Source organism: Microbulbifer sp. ABF4_148, from assembly GCF_056158985.1.
Window position 1 is genome coordinate 2,463,096 of the sequence record NZ_JBSWUI010000001.1, and the last position, 18,108, is coordinate 2,481,203.

Here is an 18,108-nt window from a genome sequence, read left to right on the forward strand (position 1 = left end):
GTGCCCAGGGTGCGCAAGTTATGACCGCACCTGAGCAATACGTTGTAATGGCCTGATTCTAAAGAGGAGGGCGACTGCGGGTCAATGAAAACTGGTTAGTTTTTGCGCAAAAAGTTTTGCTCGTCCTTGAGTCACTGTTCTCGTTTGAAGGCCATCTCAAAAATCGTCTTTCCATTGCCGCAGTGCGGCAAACACATCCGTCGGTGTCGGGCAGGTAGCAGTACTATGTGCCACCGCCGCAGCAGCCACATCATTTATATGGCAGCGAAGGAAGGGGTTGGTGGAGAGTTCAGTGCCAATATTTGACGGCAGTGTCGGCTCTCCTGCCGCACGCAGGGCTTCCGAGGCGCGTGTCCTCTGCTCGATGTCCGGGTTCCCGGGTTCCACGGCGGCGGCAAAACGGAGATTACCGAGGGTGTATTCGTGAGCGCAATAGACCCTGGTCGATGTCGCCAGGCTCCCGAGCCGGCTCAGGGACTGGTACATCTGGGATGGCGTCCCCTCGAATAACCTGCCGCATCCGGCTGCAAACAGGGTATCGCCGCAGAACAGATGCTGGTCGCCGGCCGTGTCGGTGAGCAGGTAGGCGATATGATCCAGCGTGTGGCCCGGCACAGCAGTGACCTCAACCGGGTGTCCCAGCACCTCTGTGGTATCTCCGTCGGCCAGGGCATGGGTGATGCCAGTGATTGTGCCGGGGCCGTAGACGGGACACTGGTAACGTTGAACGAGGGCTTCAATGCCGCCGGTATGGTCCCAGTGGTGATGCGTGACCAGTATCCCGTCCAGTGAGCGCCCTTGCAGGGCGGCTACGACAGGCTCTGCGTCACCAGGATCGACCACCCAGTGCCTGTTCTCTTCGCTGAGTAACCAGATATAGTTGTCTGAAAATGCCGGAATCGGGTGTATTGTGAGCATTGATCGCTACCACTAACCTTGTGGGGGCAACCATATCACACGCTGATCATCGGGATTGCGTTACTCTAGGCTCAGCGGTGTGAACCGAGGCCAAGCGAACGTCAGGGAATCGGGTTCCGCGATCCCGCTTCCGATTGGAATAGCTGTCCAGAACCACAGGTATCGCAGTTGGAATTTCCCGTAGTGTCGGGTTCATTGGAGGAAGAATGGCGAGCATGCAATCCGGTCCTGATGGGCCGAGCGATCCGGGGCTGAGCCAGGCCTGTGCAGACCTTGGGCACTGGTTCTCCAGCAATCTCGGCAAGGAGTTGCTGTCCCAGCAACTGTCGATTGCGCAACCGATGGTGGAGCGGCTGTTTGGCTACCATCTGATGCAGGCAGGAGTGACGGCGGATGTCGACTTCGCCGCGTGCAGCCGGATCAACCATCGCTTTCGCCTGACCCCCTGTGTGCAGCAGCCCGGCGCGGCTGTCGTCGAGTTTGAGCAGCTGCCGTTGCCCTCCGAATCGATTGATGTCGTGGTACTGCACCATTTACTGGATTTTTCCTCGCATCCGCATCAGGTGCTGCGCGAGGCGGGCAGGGTGCTGATTCCGGGCGGACACATGGTGCTGATCGGATTCAATCCTTTTTCGCTCCTTGGTCTTTCCCGTTTATTGTTCCAGGGGGGCGCTCACCAGGCCGGTAACCAGCTCCGCGCGGCCCGCGTTGCAGACTGGATGAACCTGCTCGATCTGCAGGCAAATTCCGTTGAGCGAGGCTTTTTCCGCTTTCCTTTGCAGCATCGGGAACTGCTCGCCAAGACGAGCTGGATGGAGCGCATGGGGGCCCGTCTCCGCTTGCCTTGGGGTGGGTTTTACATCATAGTCGCGCGCAAGGAAGTGGCGCGAATGCGCACGATCAAGCTGAACTGGCGCGGTGAGCGCAAGCCCGCGTTGTCAGCGGTACCGACCAGTCCCCGTGTCGCGGCACGTCGCAGGCATCGTCGTAGATAAGTGGCGAAGCGTGTGCTTTTATCGCCCGCCGGGTTCAACTCTGACTGAACAAAACGAGTTCAATTGAAACAAGTAACCATTTATACCGACGGCGCTTGCCGGGGGAACCCGGGGCCGGGCGGCTGGGGTGCCTTGCTGATTTACGGCGAGGCAGAAAAAGAGCTGTTCGGTGGCGAGGCCCATACCACCAATAATCGGATGGAGTTATTGGCCGCTATTCGCGCGCTTGACGCATTGCGCCAGTCCTGTGAGGTCGATCTTCACACGGACTCCCAATACCTTCGTCAGGGTATCACCAGCTGGATCAACGGCTGGAAAAAAAATGGCTGGAAAACTTCGGCGAAGAAACCCGTAAAAAATGCCGACCTCTGGCAGGAGCTGGATCGGTCGGTCGCCAATCATGAAATTCGTTGGCACTGGGTTAAGGGCCACGCTGGCGATCCGGGGAACGAACGTGCGGACCAGTTGGCGAACCGCGGAATTGATGAGCTGGAGAACAGTTGATGCGCCAGGTTGTACTGGATACTGAAACCACGGGCCTCGATCCCAAAAGCGGTCACCGTATCATTGAGATTGGCTGTGTTGAGTTGGTCAATCGCAAACTCACGGGCCGTCACTACCACCAATATATTAATCCGGAGCGGGAAGTTGATGACGGCGCGATCGAAGTGCACGGCATCACCAACGAGTTTCTGGTTGATAAGCCCGTTTTCGCCAAAGTAGCGGATGAGTTTATGGCGTTCTGTGAAGGCGCCGAGCTGGTCATTCATAATGCGCCGTTTGACGTTGGCTTTATTGACTGGGAGCTAAAGCGGCTCGGCAGCCCGCGCTGGCGTTCGGTCGCAGCGCATTGCGGCGTGTTGGACACGCTGACACTCGCCCGGGAAAAGCACCCGGGCCAGAAGAATAACCTTGACGCTCTGTGCAAGCGTTATTTTGTTGATAATTCCCAGCGGGATCTTCACGGTGCACTCCTTGATGCGGAGATTCTGGCCGACGTCTACCTGGTGATGACGGGTGGCCAGACAGATTTGATGTTGGCTGGAAGTGACGCAGCCCAGGATGGTGATGGCAAGGCGGGCGCTGAGGTTGTCGCCGGTGGTATTCGTCGGTTGTCTTCGGGTCGTGCGCCATTGCCAGTGGTTGGTGCCAGCGAACTGGAGCAGCAGGAGCATCAGGCGATGCTGGAGATGCTGGAAAAGAGTGCCGGTAAACATTTCTGGTAAGCGGCACACTCCGCGGCTGAGCGAAAAGTCATGCCGCGTCGGGTATAAAAAAAGGCAGCCATTGGCTGCCTTTTTTTGTTTGCGCTGAAGTTGCGGAATCAGGAGCCGATGACAAATACCACACAGCTGAGTGCGACAATGCTCAGGACCACCGTGTATGGCAGTGCCATCATGACCATTCTTCCGTAGGAGAGGCGGATCAGTGGTGCTAGTGCGGAGGTCAACAGGAACAGGAAGGCGGCCTGTCCGTTCGGTGTGGCGACACTGGGTAGGTTGGTTCCAGTGTTGATGGCAATGGCCAGCCGGTAAAAATGGTCCTGGGTAATTTCGCCAGCAGTCAACGCGGATTTCACCTCGTTGATATAGACCGTGGCAACAAAGACGTTGTCACTGATCATCGACAGGATACCGTTCGCAACGAACAGCATGCCCGGTTGTTGGTGTGGTTCCAGCCCCAGGACGAACTGTGTAATCGGTTCAAACAGGTGCTGCTCGTGGATGACTGCCACAATGGCGAAGAATACTACCAGCAGCGCAGTGAATGGCAGAGCCTCTTCAAACGCGTGTCCGATACGCGCTTCCTGCACCACGCCGTTGAACGCGGTCAGTAACACGATGATCATCAGGCCAATGATGCCTACCTCAGCCACATGCAGGGCCAGGGAAAGAGCAGGATGACCGCCACCAGACCCTGAACCCACAGTTCGGCAGTCTCTTTTTGGGTGCGCTTGGCATCCTGTTCCCGTGCATAAATGGTCAGAATTTCGCGTACGGCACTGGGCAGCTTTGCGCCATAGCCAAACAGGCCCGTTTTCTCCAGGAGGGCACAGGTAATCAGGCCCGCAATGAAAGAAGGGATGGTCACCGGCGCCATAACCTGGAAGAACTCGACGAATTCCCAGCCGGCTTTTTCTGCAATCAACAGGTTTTGAGGTTCCCCCACCAGGGTGCACACGCCGCCGAGCGCCGTACCAATGGCGCCGTGCATGATCAGGCTGCGCAGGAAGGACCGGAACTGGTCCAGATCTTCACGATGGTACTCGATCACCTGCTCGTCACTGCCGTGGTCGTGGCCATCCGCGTGATGCGGCTGGTTGGAGGCGACCCGATGGTAGACGGCATAAAAGCCGACCGCCACTGCGATCAGTACTGCGGTCACAGTGAGGGCGTCAAGAAATGCGGACAGCACGGCAGATACGCTGCAAAACAGCAGTGACAGCAAGGTCTTGGAGCGGATATTCAGCAGGATCTTGGTGAACACAAACAGCAGCAGGTTCTTCATGAAATAGATGCCTGCAACCATAAACATCAGCAGCAGGATCACTTCGAAGTTCTCGGTGATTTCATGAAAGACCGAATCGGTGGTGGTCATTCCCATCACGACCGCTTCGATGGCGAGCAGGCCGCCGGGCTGCAGGGGGTAGCACTTGAGTGCCATCGCGAGCGTGAAGATAAATTCCGCAATCAGGACCCAGCCGGTGACAAAGGGGCCGGCGACATACAGTAGAATCGGGTTGACGACCAGCATCAGGGCAATGGCCAGCTTGTACCAGTCGGGCGCTTCTCCCAGAAAGTTTTCGGTGAAGGCCCGGGCAAAAGTGCTCGCCGGGGCTGTCTGGGCGTTATTGTACGTCGTCATTCATTACTTCCTTGGTTTGCCGCAGGGGCCTGCCCCTGCTGCGGCGCGCTCTTGGACCGGGTTTTACGCCGAAAACCCTACGAAAAGGCGGGTTGTCCGTGAAAAGCGCTGAAAGCTACCCGGTTTGCGAAAAAAATCAAGCACATGCGCCGAGGTCCGGGGTGCGGAGAAGCTCATTCCTGGTTGAAAAATGTACAAAGCGTCCGTCGCTGATCGACCTGCTGGGCTATCTGTCGTGCGTGCTGTAAAAGTGTCGATTGATCGGCGGAATTTCACGGGCAAATAGTGGAAGCTTGGAAGGTTAAGCGTATTAATACGTTTGCCCGGTTGGAGGGGGAATTCTATTCAGCAAGAGAATTGCTGCGAATGACCCAAATGTACAAGTAGAAAAATCATCGGGCGCGTAATATTTGTACAGTTCAATAACGATTCAGTGGTACGGACAGTGGCTGAGCAACGCGAAATAAACATTATCTCTGTAAACCTGGTTAAGGAAGAACTGGTTGCCGCGTCTGATAGTGCTGCGGGGCACTTGGATCTGTACTCTGCGTCCGGGGCTGATAGTCAGGCACTGGCCTCCTGTATTGCGGATGTGCGCCAGGTTTGTGGCGTTCTGCAGATGGTGCAGTTGCAGGCTGCGGAATTGCTCGCCCGTGAGATGCTGTCTGTGTTGCAGGATCTCGAGGCGGACCGGGAGAAACCGGAGTCCGACCTGCTCGAGGCGGTGAGTACCGGCCTGTATGTCATTACCCGCTATCTTGAGTTTGTGCAGACGCGGGGAGTCGCGCGTTCAGAATTACTCATTCCCTATATTAATCAGTTGCGTGCGCTGCGCAGTCAGCCGCCCATTCCCGAGAGCCAGTTTTTCCGTTGCCGGCTGGATGGTGTAATCCCGGGCGCCGGTACTGCGTCGGTTATGTCTGAGGACCTCCGGCATTTCGCCCGTCGATTCCGCCATATGTATCAGGTTGGACTGCTGGCGGTCATGCGCGGTAAGCCGAAGAAGCCCGCTTACACGATGATGGCACGCGCGCTGCAGCGCATCGCCAGCGTCGCGGGCTCGCGCCCCAATGGCAAGCTCTGGTACGTAGCGGCGGCGGCCCTTGCCAGCCTGGCTGAGCAGGATGCGCCATTGAGTCGCTCCCGGGTGATGGTACTCAGTATGCTTGACCGGCGACTGCGCGAAATTCACAAGCGCGGCGGTGATGTTCTGGATGAGCAGCCTTCCCCGGTATTGCTGCGTGAAACACTGTACTGGCTCGCCCTGGCAGGGGACTGTCGGCACAGCGCGGTGTTGCAGGCCTTCGGTGCCGATAATCTGGGCTTTTCTGCCGCCGAGCTCGAGCGCGATCGCATGGCGCTGGGTGGGCCTGGCGCCACCGCGATGACAGCGGTGGCCAGTGCGCTTGATGAGGAGCTGTCTGGTATCCGTCGTTTGCTCGACGATGCGGACGGTGTCGGCCTGAGCGCGCTCGACGAAGATGAAGGTTTGAATACCACGCTGCTGCGCATCGCCAATATCCTGGAACTCCTGAACTTCCGCAAAGCGGGAGAGGGGCTGCGCAAAGCGGTGCAGGGTATTCGCGCGACGGCCAAGATCGGCGGTAGCGATGCGGAGGCGGCTCTGCAGTTCCTGACCGGCCAGGTCCTGACCGTGGACAGTACCATTCGCGCGCTGCGCCAGAGTACAGGCATTGATGTGGATGAGTCCGGTAGCGCAGATATCGCGATTGGCCGCACTCAGCTGGCAGAAGCGGAAGTGGCCGTGTTGAGCGAGGCTGAGGCCGGCCTGGCATTGATCAAGCGCGCCCTCGGCGCATACGCAGAATCGAATTTTGATTATGGCCATATCCGCAATGTGTCCACCACTTTGCACTCTGTCCGGGGTGGCTTGCTGGTCCTGAACCTGTCCAAGGCCGCTGCCGTGGTTTCCCGCCTGACTGACTTTGTCGATACTGTCATGGAGCAGCGAGAGTCTGCCCCCACCATTGGCCAGTCCCTCGAGATTTTTGCGGACGCAATCATCAGCCTTGAGTACTATGTGGGTGAAGTGAAAATGAACCGCAAGGCGGATACCCAGTCTCTCGATCTGGCAGTCGACAGCCTTGGGGCGCTAGGGTACCCCGTAGAAGCAGCCTGACGGAGTCCGCAGTGACCGAGTTGTTTTCCCCAGCGGCAAGTGCCTTGCCGCTGCCTGCTTTGTCGCGCCATATCTATGTGGTTGGCGGCCGCCTGTTGTGCAGTGAAGCACAGTTTGTACACGTCTCCGCGCAAATACATCAAATGCTTTCCCCTCAGATACTCGGCTCTCACTATCTGGGAGACCTTGAAGGGGCCGCCCTGGGGGTTCACCTGCTTTCTGAGGAAATTCCAGCGCAGGGCACAGAGTGGCGCGGACTCCGCAGCTTGCTGGGGAAAGTCGATGATGCCTTGTTCGCACTCGCTGGGCGCGCCGTACAGGTCGCGGCCTGGGATCTGGATCATCGCTTTTGCGGGCGCTGCGGGTCTCCCACGGTACATGCCGGCCGTGATCGCGCCCGTCACTGCGCCGCCTGTAACCATTCCGTATATCCCCGCATTTCACCCTGTGTCATTATGCTGGTGACCAGGGGGGAAGAGTGCTTGCTCGCGCAACATTCCCGGCATAACAGTCCGTTTTTCACTGCCCTGGCGGGTTTTATCGAGGCTGGTGAAAGTGCTGAAGAAGCGCTTGAGCGTGAGGTGCTGGAGGAGGTTGGACTCCGGGTGGGGCGCCCCCATTATATCGGTAGTCAGTCGTGGCCCTTTCCGGGCCAGTTAATGCTGGGATATCTGGTGCCCTGGGTCGGCGGAGTGCTCGCACCGGACCCAGAAGAGATTTCGCGCGCGGACTGGTTCCATTACCGCGAACTGCCCGATCGGATTCCGCCGGTTCAGACACTGTCCGGCCAATTGATCCGGGAGTTTGTTCGACGCGCTTCCGCAGAATGGCACGGCGGCCCATGATGGTCATGAAAATAATCAACGAGACCCCAGTCGGAAGAGCGGGGCAGGTGGAGCACACATGTACATAGGTATTACGTTTGTTATCGCTTTGGTTGCCTTGCTGCTGGTATTTTGGGGCGCGCGCGTCTTGATTGGTGGCAGCTGGCTACTGGGATTCCTGCGCGGCGCGGTCGGCCTGGCCTTTCTTGCGGCGGCATTGCTGATCGTGATCGTTGCCGCTGACGTATACAGCTATCGCAACCTGGCCAATGAACACAGTGTGGGAACGGTATCCTTCAGCAGGATTGGCGACCAGCATTTTTCGGCGACTTTCTCCGATGCCGATGGTGTTGCCCAGAGCTTTGAGCTGCACGGTGATCAGTGGCAGCTCGATGCGCGCATGCTCAAGTGGAAAGGGCCACTGGCAAGGTGGGGTATCAAGCCAGCGTATCGCCTGGACAGATTGAGCGGCCGCTACCTGACACTGCAGGATGAGCGAAATCGCGAGCGTTCGGTGTATGAGATTACCGCCAGTGCCTATGGCGTAGACGTTTGGCAAACACTGCGCGGTATCGACAGTGAATGGTCGTTTGTCGATGTCGTGTATGGCAGCGCAACCTTTTTGCCAATGCAGGATGGTGCCGTTTACGATGTGCGTATTTCACATAGCGGGCTGCTGGCCCGCCCCCTGAATCAGCAAGCCACCACCGCGATGGAACAGTGGCAGTAACAACACGGAGTCTCAGTGGAATTTCTCAGTGAATATGGCCTGTTTCTGGCCAAGGTAGTCACCGTGCTGGTGGCGGTACTGGTCATCGTCGGTTTTATTGTTGCGAACCGGGGGCATGGTGGTGAGCAGGGGCAAATCCGTGTGAGCAGCCTCAATGAGCGCTATGACGAGATGAAGCACGCTGTGCTCGGCGCCGTACTGCCCAAACACGAATTTGCCCATCTGCATAAGCAGGAGGCAAAACAGCGCAAGCAAGAAGAAAAGCAGGCTGCAAAAGCCCATAAAGCGGCGGCGAAAAAGGCTGCAGATACCACCGATAAGCAGTCCGCGCTGCCAGAGCAGGCGGAGGCTGATGCGGAGGCCGGTGAGGAAGGTGCGGTGCTCGCACCGATCGCCGCGGAGGAACGCCGTAAGCGCGTTTACGTCCTGAAGTTTGACGGTGATATCAAGGCCAGTCCGTTGTCGCGGCTGCGTGAGGAAATTACTGCTATTTTGCAGGTAACGGAGCGCGGCGATGAAGTGGTTGTGTGTCTCGAGAGCCCCGGTGGCATGGTGGCCAACTACGGCCTCGCCGCCAGCCAGCTGGCGCGCGTTCGCAGTGCAGGTATTCAGCTGACCATCGCAGTTGATAAAGTGGCCGCCAGTGGTGGTTACATGATGGCCTGTGTCGCTGATCGTATTCTGGCGGCGCCGTTTGCCATGATCGGGTCGATCGGGGTTGTCGCGCAGTTGCCCAACTTTAACCGCCTGCTGAAAAGCCACGATGTAGACTTTGAAATGTTCACCGCCGGTGAATACAAGCGCACCGTTACGATGTTCGGAGAGAACACCGAAGAGGGGCGCGAAAAATTCCAGAGCGACCTGGAAGAGATCCACGAATTGTTCCAGCACTTCGTGTCCGAGTATCGCCCGGCACTGAATATCGGCAAAGTGGCGACCGGCGAGGTTTGGTTCGGCCAGCGTGCGATGGAGCTTGGACTCATTGATGAAATTCAAACGTCGGATGAGTACCTGACCGGGAGTGCATCCAGTGCAGACCTGTACCTGGTTGAGTACAAGGAAAAACATAACATTGCCAAGAAGATTGGCCTTGGTGCGCAAGCTGCACTCGAGTCCGCCTTCGATCGCGCACTGACGCGACTGAGTGCGTTGCGCCATCAGGCCCAGTAACGCGTTCGCCCCTCCGGATGAGTGCTGATCGCTGGTCGGGGCCGCTGATCGGGAGCGCTGATGGAGGGATAGCCCAACTGGAAATACTTATGGATAAGCACTTTCGGGCCATGCTGGTAGAAGAGGTTGCGACTGGCAAGTACGATCAGGTAATCGTCGATCGAGCCGTCGCATCGCTTCCACCGGCCCCTCTACAGTTGGCCGTTTCCCATTCCTGCCTGAACTACAAGGACGCCCTGTCAGCGTTTGGCAACCGTGCTGTGACAGAGAAGTATCCTCACACGCCGGGCATTGATGCGGTCGGCCAGGTGTTGCGGGATGATAGCGGGCAATTTGCGCAGGGCCAGGAATTACTGGTGACCGGCTATGATCTCGGCATGAATACTTCCGGTGGACTTGCCGAGCGTATTGCAATACCCGCGGACTGGGCATTGCCGCTGCCTTCCGGGTTGACCGCCCGCGAGTCCATGATCCTCGGTAGCGCGGGTCTCACCGCGGCGCTTTGTGTAGAAAAACTGCTTGAGTCCGGCGCTGCACCGGAGGACGGTGAGGTCCTGGTTACTGGCGCTACCGGCGGCGTCGGGTCGATCGCGGTTGCCTTACTGGCACATCTCGGGTTTCGCGTTGCCGCCGTCACAGGCAAGCTGGAGTCTTCCGATTACCTGACGGGGCTCGGTGCCTGGAAGGTGCTGGATCGCGAGACACTGATCCCGTTTGCCAACAAGGCGATGGGGAAACCACTGTGGGCCTGGGCCGTTGATACGGTTGGTGGGGAAACCCTGTTTAACGTCGTCAAATCCCTATCCTATGGTGGCGGTGTCGCCGCCTGCGGTATGGCGGCAGGCGCTCAATTCCAGGCGAATGTGTTCCCATTTATCCTGCGTGGTATCAGCCTGCTGGGGGTGGATAGTGTGGCGTTGCCGAGGCACAAGAAAGCCCAGGTTTGGGAGCGACTGGCCGGAGAGTGGTACATCGGTGATCAGTTGACGCGCATCGCCGAGGATATCTCTCTCGAGCAGGCGCCCGAATTCCTTGCCCGCTTATATCGTGGCCATGGTATTGGCCGGTATGTCGTCGATATGTCACTTTAAAGGACGGTTTGGCGGCGGGTGCCTGCTATGATGGTTAGCTCAGAATTGAGTTTGTGAGCAAGTTGTTTACGCCGATAGGGGATCGGATGTAGTGTGATCCGCAATATTGACGCAGTGGTAGAATAAATTGTCTGCAGAGAGCGAAGTCCCCAAATTAACGCATCAATCCAGTGCGCTGGTGCTGTCGGGCGGCGGTGCCCGCGCGGCCTATCAGGCCGGCGTGCTGAAGGCCCTTGCGGAGCTGGTGCCTGAAGATCAACCGCATCCTTTCCAGATCATTTGCGGCACGTCAGCGGGCGCTGTGAATGCGCTGTTGCTCGCGTCGCACCCCGGGACTTTCCGTGAGTCCGTCGATCGTTTGTGCACTCTCTGGTCGGAACTTTCGGTAGACAGTATTTATCGCTCTGGTTGGGGCAGTTTGCTCGGCAACCTTTTCGCCATCACCCGGTCTCTTTTCAATCAGGGGGTTGGGCGTCAACGCCCTCTGGCGCTACTCGACAACTCCCCCCTGAGGGCGTTGATCGAAGAAGTGATTAAATTCGATAACGTTCAGAAAAAAATTGATGCCGGCGATTTGCGAGCGGTCTGCGTCAATGCCATGTCGTATACCGCGGGAGAGTCGGTTTCCTTTTTTCAGGGGCATGAAAGCCTGAAAGAGTGGCGAAGATTCCGACGCTACGGCGTACGCACCGAGCTGACCGTTGATCATTTGATGGCATCGGCGGCCATTCCGACGCTCTTTTCCACGGTCAAAATTGGCGACGATTATTACGGTGATGGCGCGGTACGGCAGCTGGCGCCCATCAGCCCGGCACTGCACCTCGGCGCGAATCGGGTGTTTGTGGTGGGGGTGTCCGATAACCGCTCCCCGGTGCACTGGGGAAAACGTCGTATCAAGGCCCAGAAGCACTCCCCGTCGATGGCGCAAATCGCCGGGCAGATGTTCAATGCGGCGTTTATCGACAGTCTCGAAGGGGACCTCGAACACCTGGACCGGGTCAACCTGTTACTGAATTCGGTAGATGAGAAGGCGCTGGAAACGCTGGGCCCATTACGTCCGGTCGACTCCGCGGTGATCGAGCCTTCGCAAAGCCTCGATCGTCTCGCCGGGCGCAAGGTCCGTCACCTTCCACCGGCGGTACGCTGGCTGTTCCGGTCAACCGGGGCGACGACGTCCGGTGGCGGGGCCTCTGCGGCAAGCTACCTGCTATTTGAAAAGCCCTTTTTGTGCGAATTGATCGAGTTGGGGTATCAGGATGCGATGTGGGAGCAAAACAAGTTGCGTGCGTTCTTGGAGCCCCACAGTGAGCCAGAAGAACCCACAGGGCGGCGGGGCCTGTTCGGTATCCGCGCCAAGCCCGTTCCGGAATCGGCGAATGGAAATTCTCAGGTTTAATGCTCCCGTGGGGAGCCAGCTGCTGCGGCGCGGCCTATTGATCGCGGCGGCCCTGATCGGGCTGCCATTGTTGTCTGCCTGTAGCAGTACACAATCGCCTGCGGTGACCGCGGGTGCGCCGACGACGGTGGCAGAGCAAGCACAACCTCGCACTGAGTATGAGCGTCTTCTCGCAGAGGCGCGGCAGTTGTCTTTTTCCCTCGATTTCGACGCCTTGCGTCGGGCTTATGTCGAGTCCCCGCAATACAACCCCTATGGCGGCACCCGTATCAAGGGGCTGCCGGAGGCTTTTCAGGCGGTAGAGCGTGGCGACTTCGATGCGTGTCTGGAGCATCTGGACGGTGTGCTGGCAACCAACTTCATGAGTTTGGAAGCGCATATGATCGGTGTCGTCTGCGGCGGCGGTGGCGGAAACTATGAGCGTGAGGATCTGCACCGGTTTATGGTGGATGGCCTGATGGCGGCGATAGAAGGCTCCGGCGACGGGCGTTCTGAAGACTCGGCCTATCGGACCATCAGTGTGTCGGAATCCCAGGGCTACGTGCGGCTCAAGGGGTTGCAGGTGCTCGAGCAATCAATAGTTTATGGCCGTGACGGGGTCTTTGATAAGTTGCGTGTGCGCGACCCTGAGAATGGGGAAGAATATGCGCTGTACTTCAATGTGAGTGACCAGTTTGCGCACTCGATGGGATCCTCCTCCGACGCCGAGCCTGCAGAAGCTGCCTCCCCCTGAGTTTTATTTTCTTGTTCCTGCGCCGTTACCCCGCGGCCGCTACTCCAGAAAGGGTACGAGACGCTCCCAGTCGAAACGTCTGGTCTGGCGATCGCTAAACAGGATCGCCACCCGTTCATCTTCCCATTTGATCACACGCCCGTGCCCGAGTTTACGGTGCTGGATTGCGTCGCCTGGTTCTGGCCGGCGCCGCTGGGGCGGTGGCGCTTCTACATCGGGGTTGTAATGACATGCGGCGAGATAACGCAATGCCACGGGGCTGATGGGGTAGGGGCTTTGGATTTTTTCCGGGCAGCTTTGCAGGCTCTCGGCAAGCAGTCCGCACTGGGGCAATTGCAATTCATCGAGAAACAATGAGGGCTGCTGCTCTTCGGTATTCCTGCCTGCAGAGGAGGCGCTGGCGGCTGGTGCAAGCAGGTAGAGCGCTCGGCGCGCCCTGGTCATTGCGACATAGAACAGGCGCCGCTCGCTTTCTACCGAGGGTGTGGTGCTGCCCTCCCGCTGAGGTTGGTAGGGCATATTGTGGCGATTGAGCGAGGGTAGAATCACCTGGTCCCATTCCAGTCCCTTGGCCTGATGCATGGTGGTAATCTGTACCGCATCCACATCGCGCTGCTCACCCTCCTTGTGTTGCCGTTGCAGTTCCTGCAGATGTCCGAGGGCCGATTCCGGCGATTGCTTGAGCCGGTCCAGGTACTGGCAGAATGCGAGGATAGTCTGCTGCCGTTCTTCGCCCTGTTGATGGGTAAAACTGTCGTCGGCGATACCACTCAAGTAGTCGAGTTCGCCAAGCTGCCGACGAAGCAGTTCTCCGGCAAGGCCGCGCCAGCTTTCCATTTCACTCAGCAGTGCTGCGCGCTGGCGCAGGCGCTTCAGTTGCGGCTTGCTGAGCGAGTCCGGAACGCATTGCATCAGGTGCTCCCCCCAGTGGCAATCACGCCTGGCCAGCTGTGCGCACAAAGGTTCAAGTTGCTTGCGCGCAATGCGAATATGCGGGGCCGTTAGCCATTCGTAGAGCCCCTGTTTGCGCCGTGCTTCCGGCAGAGCGGCGAACCGTCCCGAGGCAATATTGAGGCTCCAGAAAAGCGGGCGAAGTTCGCGACGTGAAAGCACCGTGGTGCGGCTGGCTGATCGATAGGGGATGTTGTGGGCCAGCAGTGCCAGTTCAACCGGTGCTGCGATCGACCACAGACGCACCAGAATGGCGATATCCGCCAGGGCGACGCCCTGTTGTTGCTGGCGGCGTAAATGGTCGGCTATCCAGCGGGTTTCGCGGTCTGCATCGATCCGTTCGATACGGGTGTCCGGACAGCTGTCGGTCGAGCGGCAAAGTATGTCTGCACGTTCTTTATTGTTCGCAATAAAGTGATTGGCGGCGAGAGACAGCTGGTGGCCGTAACGAAATGTCTGGCTCAGCTGGTACACATTGGATGGCGGAAAGTCACCGTCGAAATAGCGGAGCAAGTAGGCGGGTTTTGACCCGCGCCATTCATAGATGGTCTGGTCGGGGTCACCGATGGCGATCACATTACCCGACTTGCCATAGATGGCACGCAGCAGGAAATGCTGGATCTCATTGATGTCCTGATACTCATCAATCAGGATGTCTTCATAGAAGCTGCCATATTGCTCTGCAATTTCAGGGGACAGGCTGAGTAGCATTGCCGGGTCATAAATCAGGTCGGAGTAGGTGACCGCCGCCTCCTGACGGCGCCACGCTTCGAACGTCCGGAACACCTTCAGAAAGTACATGTACTTCTCGTCCAGCCCCAGCTCCTGGAAGGCTTCCAGATCCCCCCCGAGAATCGTCTTGGTGTAATCGATGAAAAATTCGGCTGCCTCGATTTCCGATTGTTTGCGGTCTTGGATATCGTCGCGGATATGCGATGGCGCACACTTCTCAATTGCCTTCCAGATTTGCAACTGCACGGTTGCCTGCGGCAGTGGCGACAGGTTAGCCGCCGCAATATGTCCGCGGGCAATCATTTGCTGGTAGAGGCGGTAGCCGAGACTATGAAATGTCTGAACGCCGGGCGCCGGGCCATCGACCAGTTGGCGCAGCCGCCGATCAAAGTCTTCCCGCGCACTGCGGTTGTACATCAGCACAAGAATGCGCTCGGGTGATATGCCGCGGCGCAAGCGTTCGTTAATGTAATGCAGTAACGCCGTGGTTTTACCGGACCCGGCAACGGCGATGATCTTGGCATGCCCACCGGTATGTGAGGCGATGGCCTGCTGTTCATCGGTGAGCACGGGTACTGGCTGAGACATGGATGGGGCTCAAATACTGTATATTTTGCCAGTATATCGCTTTTGGGTAAATCGTGTCGTTCTCTTGGGGGGAGAAATGTTACACGGGAGCGGTCTCGGGCGTGGGATTGCCCCGGCGGCGCAGCGCCAGTTCGGCAATGTAAGCGGAAAGAAATATACGTCCCGAGAGTTCTTCCAGTAGCCGTGAGCGGCTCAGGCGGTCGAGTACCGGCCCTTTCACTTCTGCCAGGTGCAGGTTGATCTCGCGGTCTATCAAGTCCCGATTCACCTGCTGCAATCGATCCAGCGCAGTGCCGTCGATGCGACTGACGGACGAGAGAATGAGCACCAGATCACGGACCTCCCGGTGGCGTTTCAGCTCACTCAGCAGCCGGTCTTCCACGGCACTGATATTACTGAAGAACAGGCTCTCATCGATGCGAATAAACAGCAGGTTTGGCTGGGTTTCCACGGTGTGCCGCAGCACATTGCGGAAATGCTCGGTCCCCGGGACACGCCCGACAACGGCAATGTGCGGTCGGCTGGTGCGCCAGATCAGGGTGGCAAATGACAGGCCAATTCCGATGCCAATGCCCGCTTCCACGCCAAACATCAGCACACCCAGGAAGGTACCGGCCATTGCCAGGCCATCGGTCCGGTCGTAGCGCCAGTTGTGTACAAAGCCGGATACATCAATGAGATAGCTGGCGGCGACAATAATGGTCGCGGCGAGTACGGTCAGGGGCAGGTGAGTGAACGGCTCGGTAAAAAACACGAGTACCAACGCCAGCATGCCCGCTGCTATGACCCCGCTGAGGGGCGACCGCGCACCGCTCTCTTCGTTGACGGCGGTGCGGGCAAAGCTGCCTGTCACGGCAAAGCCGCCCGAGGCCGCGCTGAACAGATTGGCCACCCCGAGCCCCCGCAGTTCCGCATCCGGATCGAGTCTCTGTCCCCGACGCAGCGCGATAGAGTGTGCAATCGACAAGCTCTCCACAAAGCCGAGCAGCGCGATAATGAGCGCCGGTAATAGCAGCTGGTACACCATGCCCACGCTGGCGGCAGGGAGGGCGAGAGCGGGTAGTCCGGGGGGAATGGGGCCGACAATCGCCAGTTTGTCCTCCCAGTGTAAAAAGGTGGAACACGCAATGGATATGGCGACAACCACCATGGGGGTCAGGCGCGCATACAGGCTGGCCCTGTGTGCGGGACAGCCCAGTTTGCGCAGGAGTGGCGGCATCCACAGTCGGGCCAGAACTAACAGGAATAGCGCACCGAGCCCTACTGCCGCCGTAAAGGGCTTGGCTTCCGGCAATTGCTCCAGAGTGCCCTGAACCAGTTCCAGCGCACTGTTGCCGCGACTTTGCAGGCCCAGTAGGGGATTGATCTGGCCGACGATGATCAGCATGGCGGCGCCGGACACAAAGCCGTGGATGACCGGGTGGCTGAGGAGGTTGGCCAGCGCGCCCAGTCGCAGCAGACCCATGGCCAATAGAATCAGCCCGCTCAGGCCCGCCAGGGTCACTGCCCCAAGAATATATTCCGGAGATCCGGCCGCCGCGATGGGGCCGAGGGCGGAGGCGGTCATTAAGGCAATGACGGCGACCGGGCCGACAGACAGTGCGGAACTGGTACCGAACAGGGCATAGCCGAGCAACGGCAGCAGCCCCGCGTAGAGGCCGACATGCGGGGGTAGCCCGGCGAGTGCCGCATACGCCAGGGCCTGGGGAACCAGCATCATAGTGGTAGCAACAGCCGCCAGTGTATCTCCCGAAAACCACTGGCGCCGGTATTGTCTGATCCACTGGGGTAGGAAGCGTTTGGCCCGCATTCTGCCTGTCGTCTTGTCACCGGAGGAGGCGATATCCAATTGTAGAGGGCGCGCCGTGCCGGCAGATCTAAAGGGGCCCGTCGGGGCAGACGGCAGCTCCCGGCTACCTGCAAACGCACTCTGGCAAAGATAGTCGTGATTGTGCGACGTCGGGCTGGATAGGTTTGGACGAGAGCCGGGTGTTCCGGGCAGTGCGGGGAAGAAGGTGGGGAAGGTGGGGCGCATTGCTGCACCCCGGCATCCTGTGAGGGATTCTGTATCGGGTGGCGTCAGGCGACCCTGGCGCTGTTCCGGCGTTGCAAGATATTGAACAGGGCCATGCCAGTGAGCATCGCAAGTGTGAACAGCACTGCCTTGCTCGCACCAGCGCCGCTGGCAACGATCGCCGGGCCGGGGCAAAAGCCGGCCAGTCCCCAACCAGCGCCGAATACCAGGCTGCCGATTACCAGGCGACGATCAATGCTGCCTTTGGCGGCAGCGGGCATGGGGCGATCCAGGAAAGACTGGCTTCGCCCTTTGGCCAGCAGGAACACCGGCAGGGCGACACCGATGGCGCCGGCCATGACCAGTGCCAGGGAGGGATCCCAGGCGCCGGCGATGTCGAGGAAGGCGAGGACTTTCTCCGGGTTCGCCATACCTGAGAGCAACAGGCCGAGACCAAATACCAGGCCCGAAACAAATGCAGTAATAGTGGCTTTATTCATTTCCTACTTCTCCAGGGCTGATCAGGCCAGTGATAACAGGTGGCGGGTGACAAACACGGTGGCAAATCCTGCCGCCATAAACGACAGGGTCGCCGCCAGGGAGCGGGGAGAAAGCCGGGACAGGCCGCACACACCGTGGCCGCTGGTGCACCCGGAGCCATACTGGGTACCCAGGCCGACGAGCAGGCCCGCGGCAATCAGGGTGCCGGTACCCGCATTGATTTGCATCTCGGGCAAGGCACCGAATAGCAGCCACAGGGTGGGAGCGGCGAGCAGACCCAGGATAAATGCGAAGCGCCAGGCGGTATCGCCCTTGCTGGGCGGTAAAAGTCCACCGAGAATGCCCGAGATACCCGCGATCCGGCCGTTCATCATCAGCAAGATCACACTGGCCAGGCCAATGAGCGCGCCACCCGCGAGGGACTCCAGAGGTGTGAATGCGTTCCAGTCTATGTTCATCG

Annotated in this window: 15 protein-coding genes and 1 pseudogene; 10 read left to right on the plus strand and 6 right to left on the minus strand. The window is 58.6% G+C overall.

The features are described 5' to 3' along the window. Positions 1-156 precede the first annotated feature (156 nt). Positions 157-918: a hydroxyacylglutathione hydrolase gene (gene gloB, locus ACXAD0_RS10770; protein ID WP_475088405.1), complete on the minus strand. Its 762-nt coding sequence runs from the start codon at positions 916-918 to the stop codon at positions 157-159. Positions 919-1,124: 206 nt separating this feature from the next. Here gloB and ACXAD0_RS10775 point away from each other — a divergent pair, with 206 nt between their 5' ends. From ACXAD0_RS10775 to dnaQ, 3 genes are all read left to right on the plus strand, one after another. Further along, positions 1,125-1,913 (plus strand): class I SAM-dependent methyltransferase, encoded by a 789-nt coding sequence (locus tag ACXAD0_RS10775; RefSeq protein ID WP_475088406.1) that lies wholly within the window; start codon positions 1,125-1,127, stop codon positions 1,911-1,913. Positions 1,914-1,976: 63 nt separating this feature from the next. Then, positions 1,977-2,417 carry a ribonuclease HI gene (gene rnhA, locus ACXAD0_RS10780; protein ID WP_475088407.1) on the plus strand — a complete coding sequence of 147 codons (441 nt, stop codon included), beginning with the start codon at positions 1,977-1,979 and terminating at the stop codon, positions 2,415-2,417. Further along, entirely contained in the window at positions 2,417-3,139 is a 723-nt protein-coding gene (dnaQ, locus tag ACXAD0_RS10785) for a DNA polymerase III subunit epsilon (protein ID WP_475088408.1), read from the plus strand. Before rnhA ends, dnaQ begins: the two co-directional genes overlap by 1 nt. Positions 3,140-3,237: 98 nt before the next feature. Here dnaQ and nhaB read toward each other — a convergent pair. Next, a pseudogene (gene nhaB, locus ACXAD0_RS10790) lies at positions 3,238-4,778 on the minus strand (sodium/proton antiporter NhaB). A gap of 445 nt (positions 4,779-5,223) precedes the next feature. Between nhaB and ACXAD0_RS10795 the strand changes: the two are divergent. From ACXAD0_RS10795 to ACXAD0_RS10825, 7 genes are all read left to right on the plus strand, one after another. Then, a complete protein-coding gene (locus ACXAD0_RS10795) occupies positions 5,224-6,918 on the plus strand; it encodes a FimL-related protein (RefSeq protein ID WP_475088409.1) in 1,695 nt (564 codons plus the stop codon). 11 nt (positions 6,919-6,929) lie between these two features. After that, complete coding sequence (gene nudC / locus ACXAD0_RS10800; protein WP_475088410.1) at positions 6,930-7,763, plus strand: NAD(+) diphosphatase; 834 nt, start codon at positions 6,930-6,932, stop codon at positions 7,761-7,763. 58 nt (positions 7,764-7,821) lie between these two features. Next, complete coding sequence (locus ACXAD0_RS10805) at positions 7,822-8,472, plus strand: cation/multidrug efflux pump (protein ID WP_475088411.1); 651 nt, start codon at positions 7,822-7,824, stop codon at positions 8,470-8,472. A gap of 15 nt (positions 8,473-8,487) precedes the next feature. Further along, positions 8,488-9,642 (plus strand): protease SohB, encoded by a 1,155-nt coding sequence (gene sohB, locus ACXAD0_RS10810; RefSeq protein WP_475088412.1) that lies wholly within the window; start codon positions 8,488-8,490, stop codon positions 9,640-9,642. 89 nt (positions 9,643-9,731) lie between these two features. Beyond that, positions 9,732-10,733, plus strand: coding sequence for a YhdH/YhfP family quinone oxidoreductase (locus ACXAD0_RS10815; protein WP_475088413.1), 1,002 nt, complete (start codon positions 9,732-9,734; stop codon positions 10,731-10,733). Positions 10,734-10,860: 127 nt separating this feature from the next. Continuing rightward, the gene (locus ACXAD0_RS10820) at positions 10,861-12,129 is read left to right on the plus strand and encodes a patatin-like phospholipase family protein (protein ID WP_475088414.1); all 1,269 of its coding nucleotides are present in this window, start codon (positions 10,861-10,863) and stop codon (positions 12,127-12,129) included. Continuing rightward, positions 12,110-12,862, plus strand: coding sequence for a hypothetical protein (locus ACXAD0_RS10825; protein ID WP_475088415.1), 753 nt, complete (start codon positions 12,110-12,112; stop codon positions 12,860-12,862). Before ACXAD0_RS10820 ends, ACXAD0_RS10825 begins: the two co-directional genes overlap by 20 nt. Before the next feature lie 39 nt (positions 12,863-12,901). On the opposite strand, the gene ACXAD0_RS10830 is transcribed toward ACXAD0_RS10825, so the two are convergent. From ACXAD0_RS10830 to ACXAD0_RS10845, 4 genes are all read right to left on the minus strand, one after another. After that, positions 12,902-15,133, minus strand: coding sequence for an ATP-dependent helicase (locus tag ACXAD0_RS10830; protein ID WP_475088416.1), 2,232 nt, complete (start codon positions 15,131-15,133; stop codon positions 12,902-12,904). Between the two features lie 79 nt (positions 15,134-15,212). After that, entirely contained in the window at positions 15,213-16,943 is a 1,731-nt protein-coding gene (locus ACXAD0_RS10835) for a SulP family inorganic anion transporter (protein WP_475088417.1), read from the minus strand. A 269-nt stretch (positions 16,944-17,212) separates the two neighbouring features. After that, on the minus strand, positions 17,213-17,647 hold the full coding sequence (locus ACXAD0_RS10840; protein WP_475088418.1) for a DUF6691 family protein: 435 nt from the start codon (positions 17,645-17,647) through the stop codon (positions 17,213-17,215). Between the two features lie 21 nt (positions 17,648-17,668). Next, positions 17,669-18,106: a YeeE/YedE family protein gene (locus ACXAD0_RS10845; RefSeq protein ID WP_475088419.1), complete on the minus strand. Its 438-nt coding sequence runs from the start codon at positions 18,104-18,106 to the stop codon at positions 17,669-17,671. Positions 18,107-18,108: the final 2 nt, after the last annotated feature.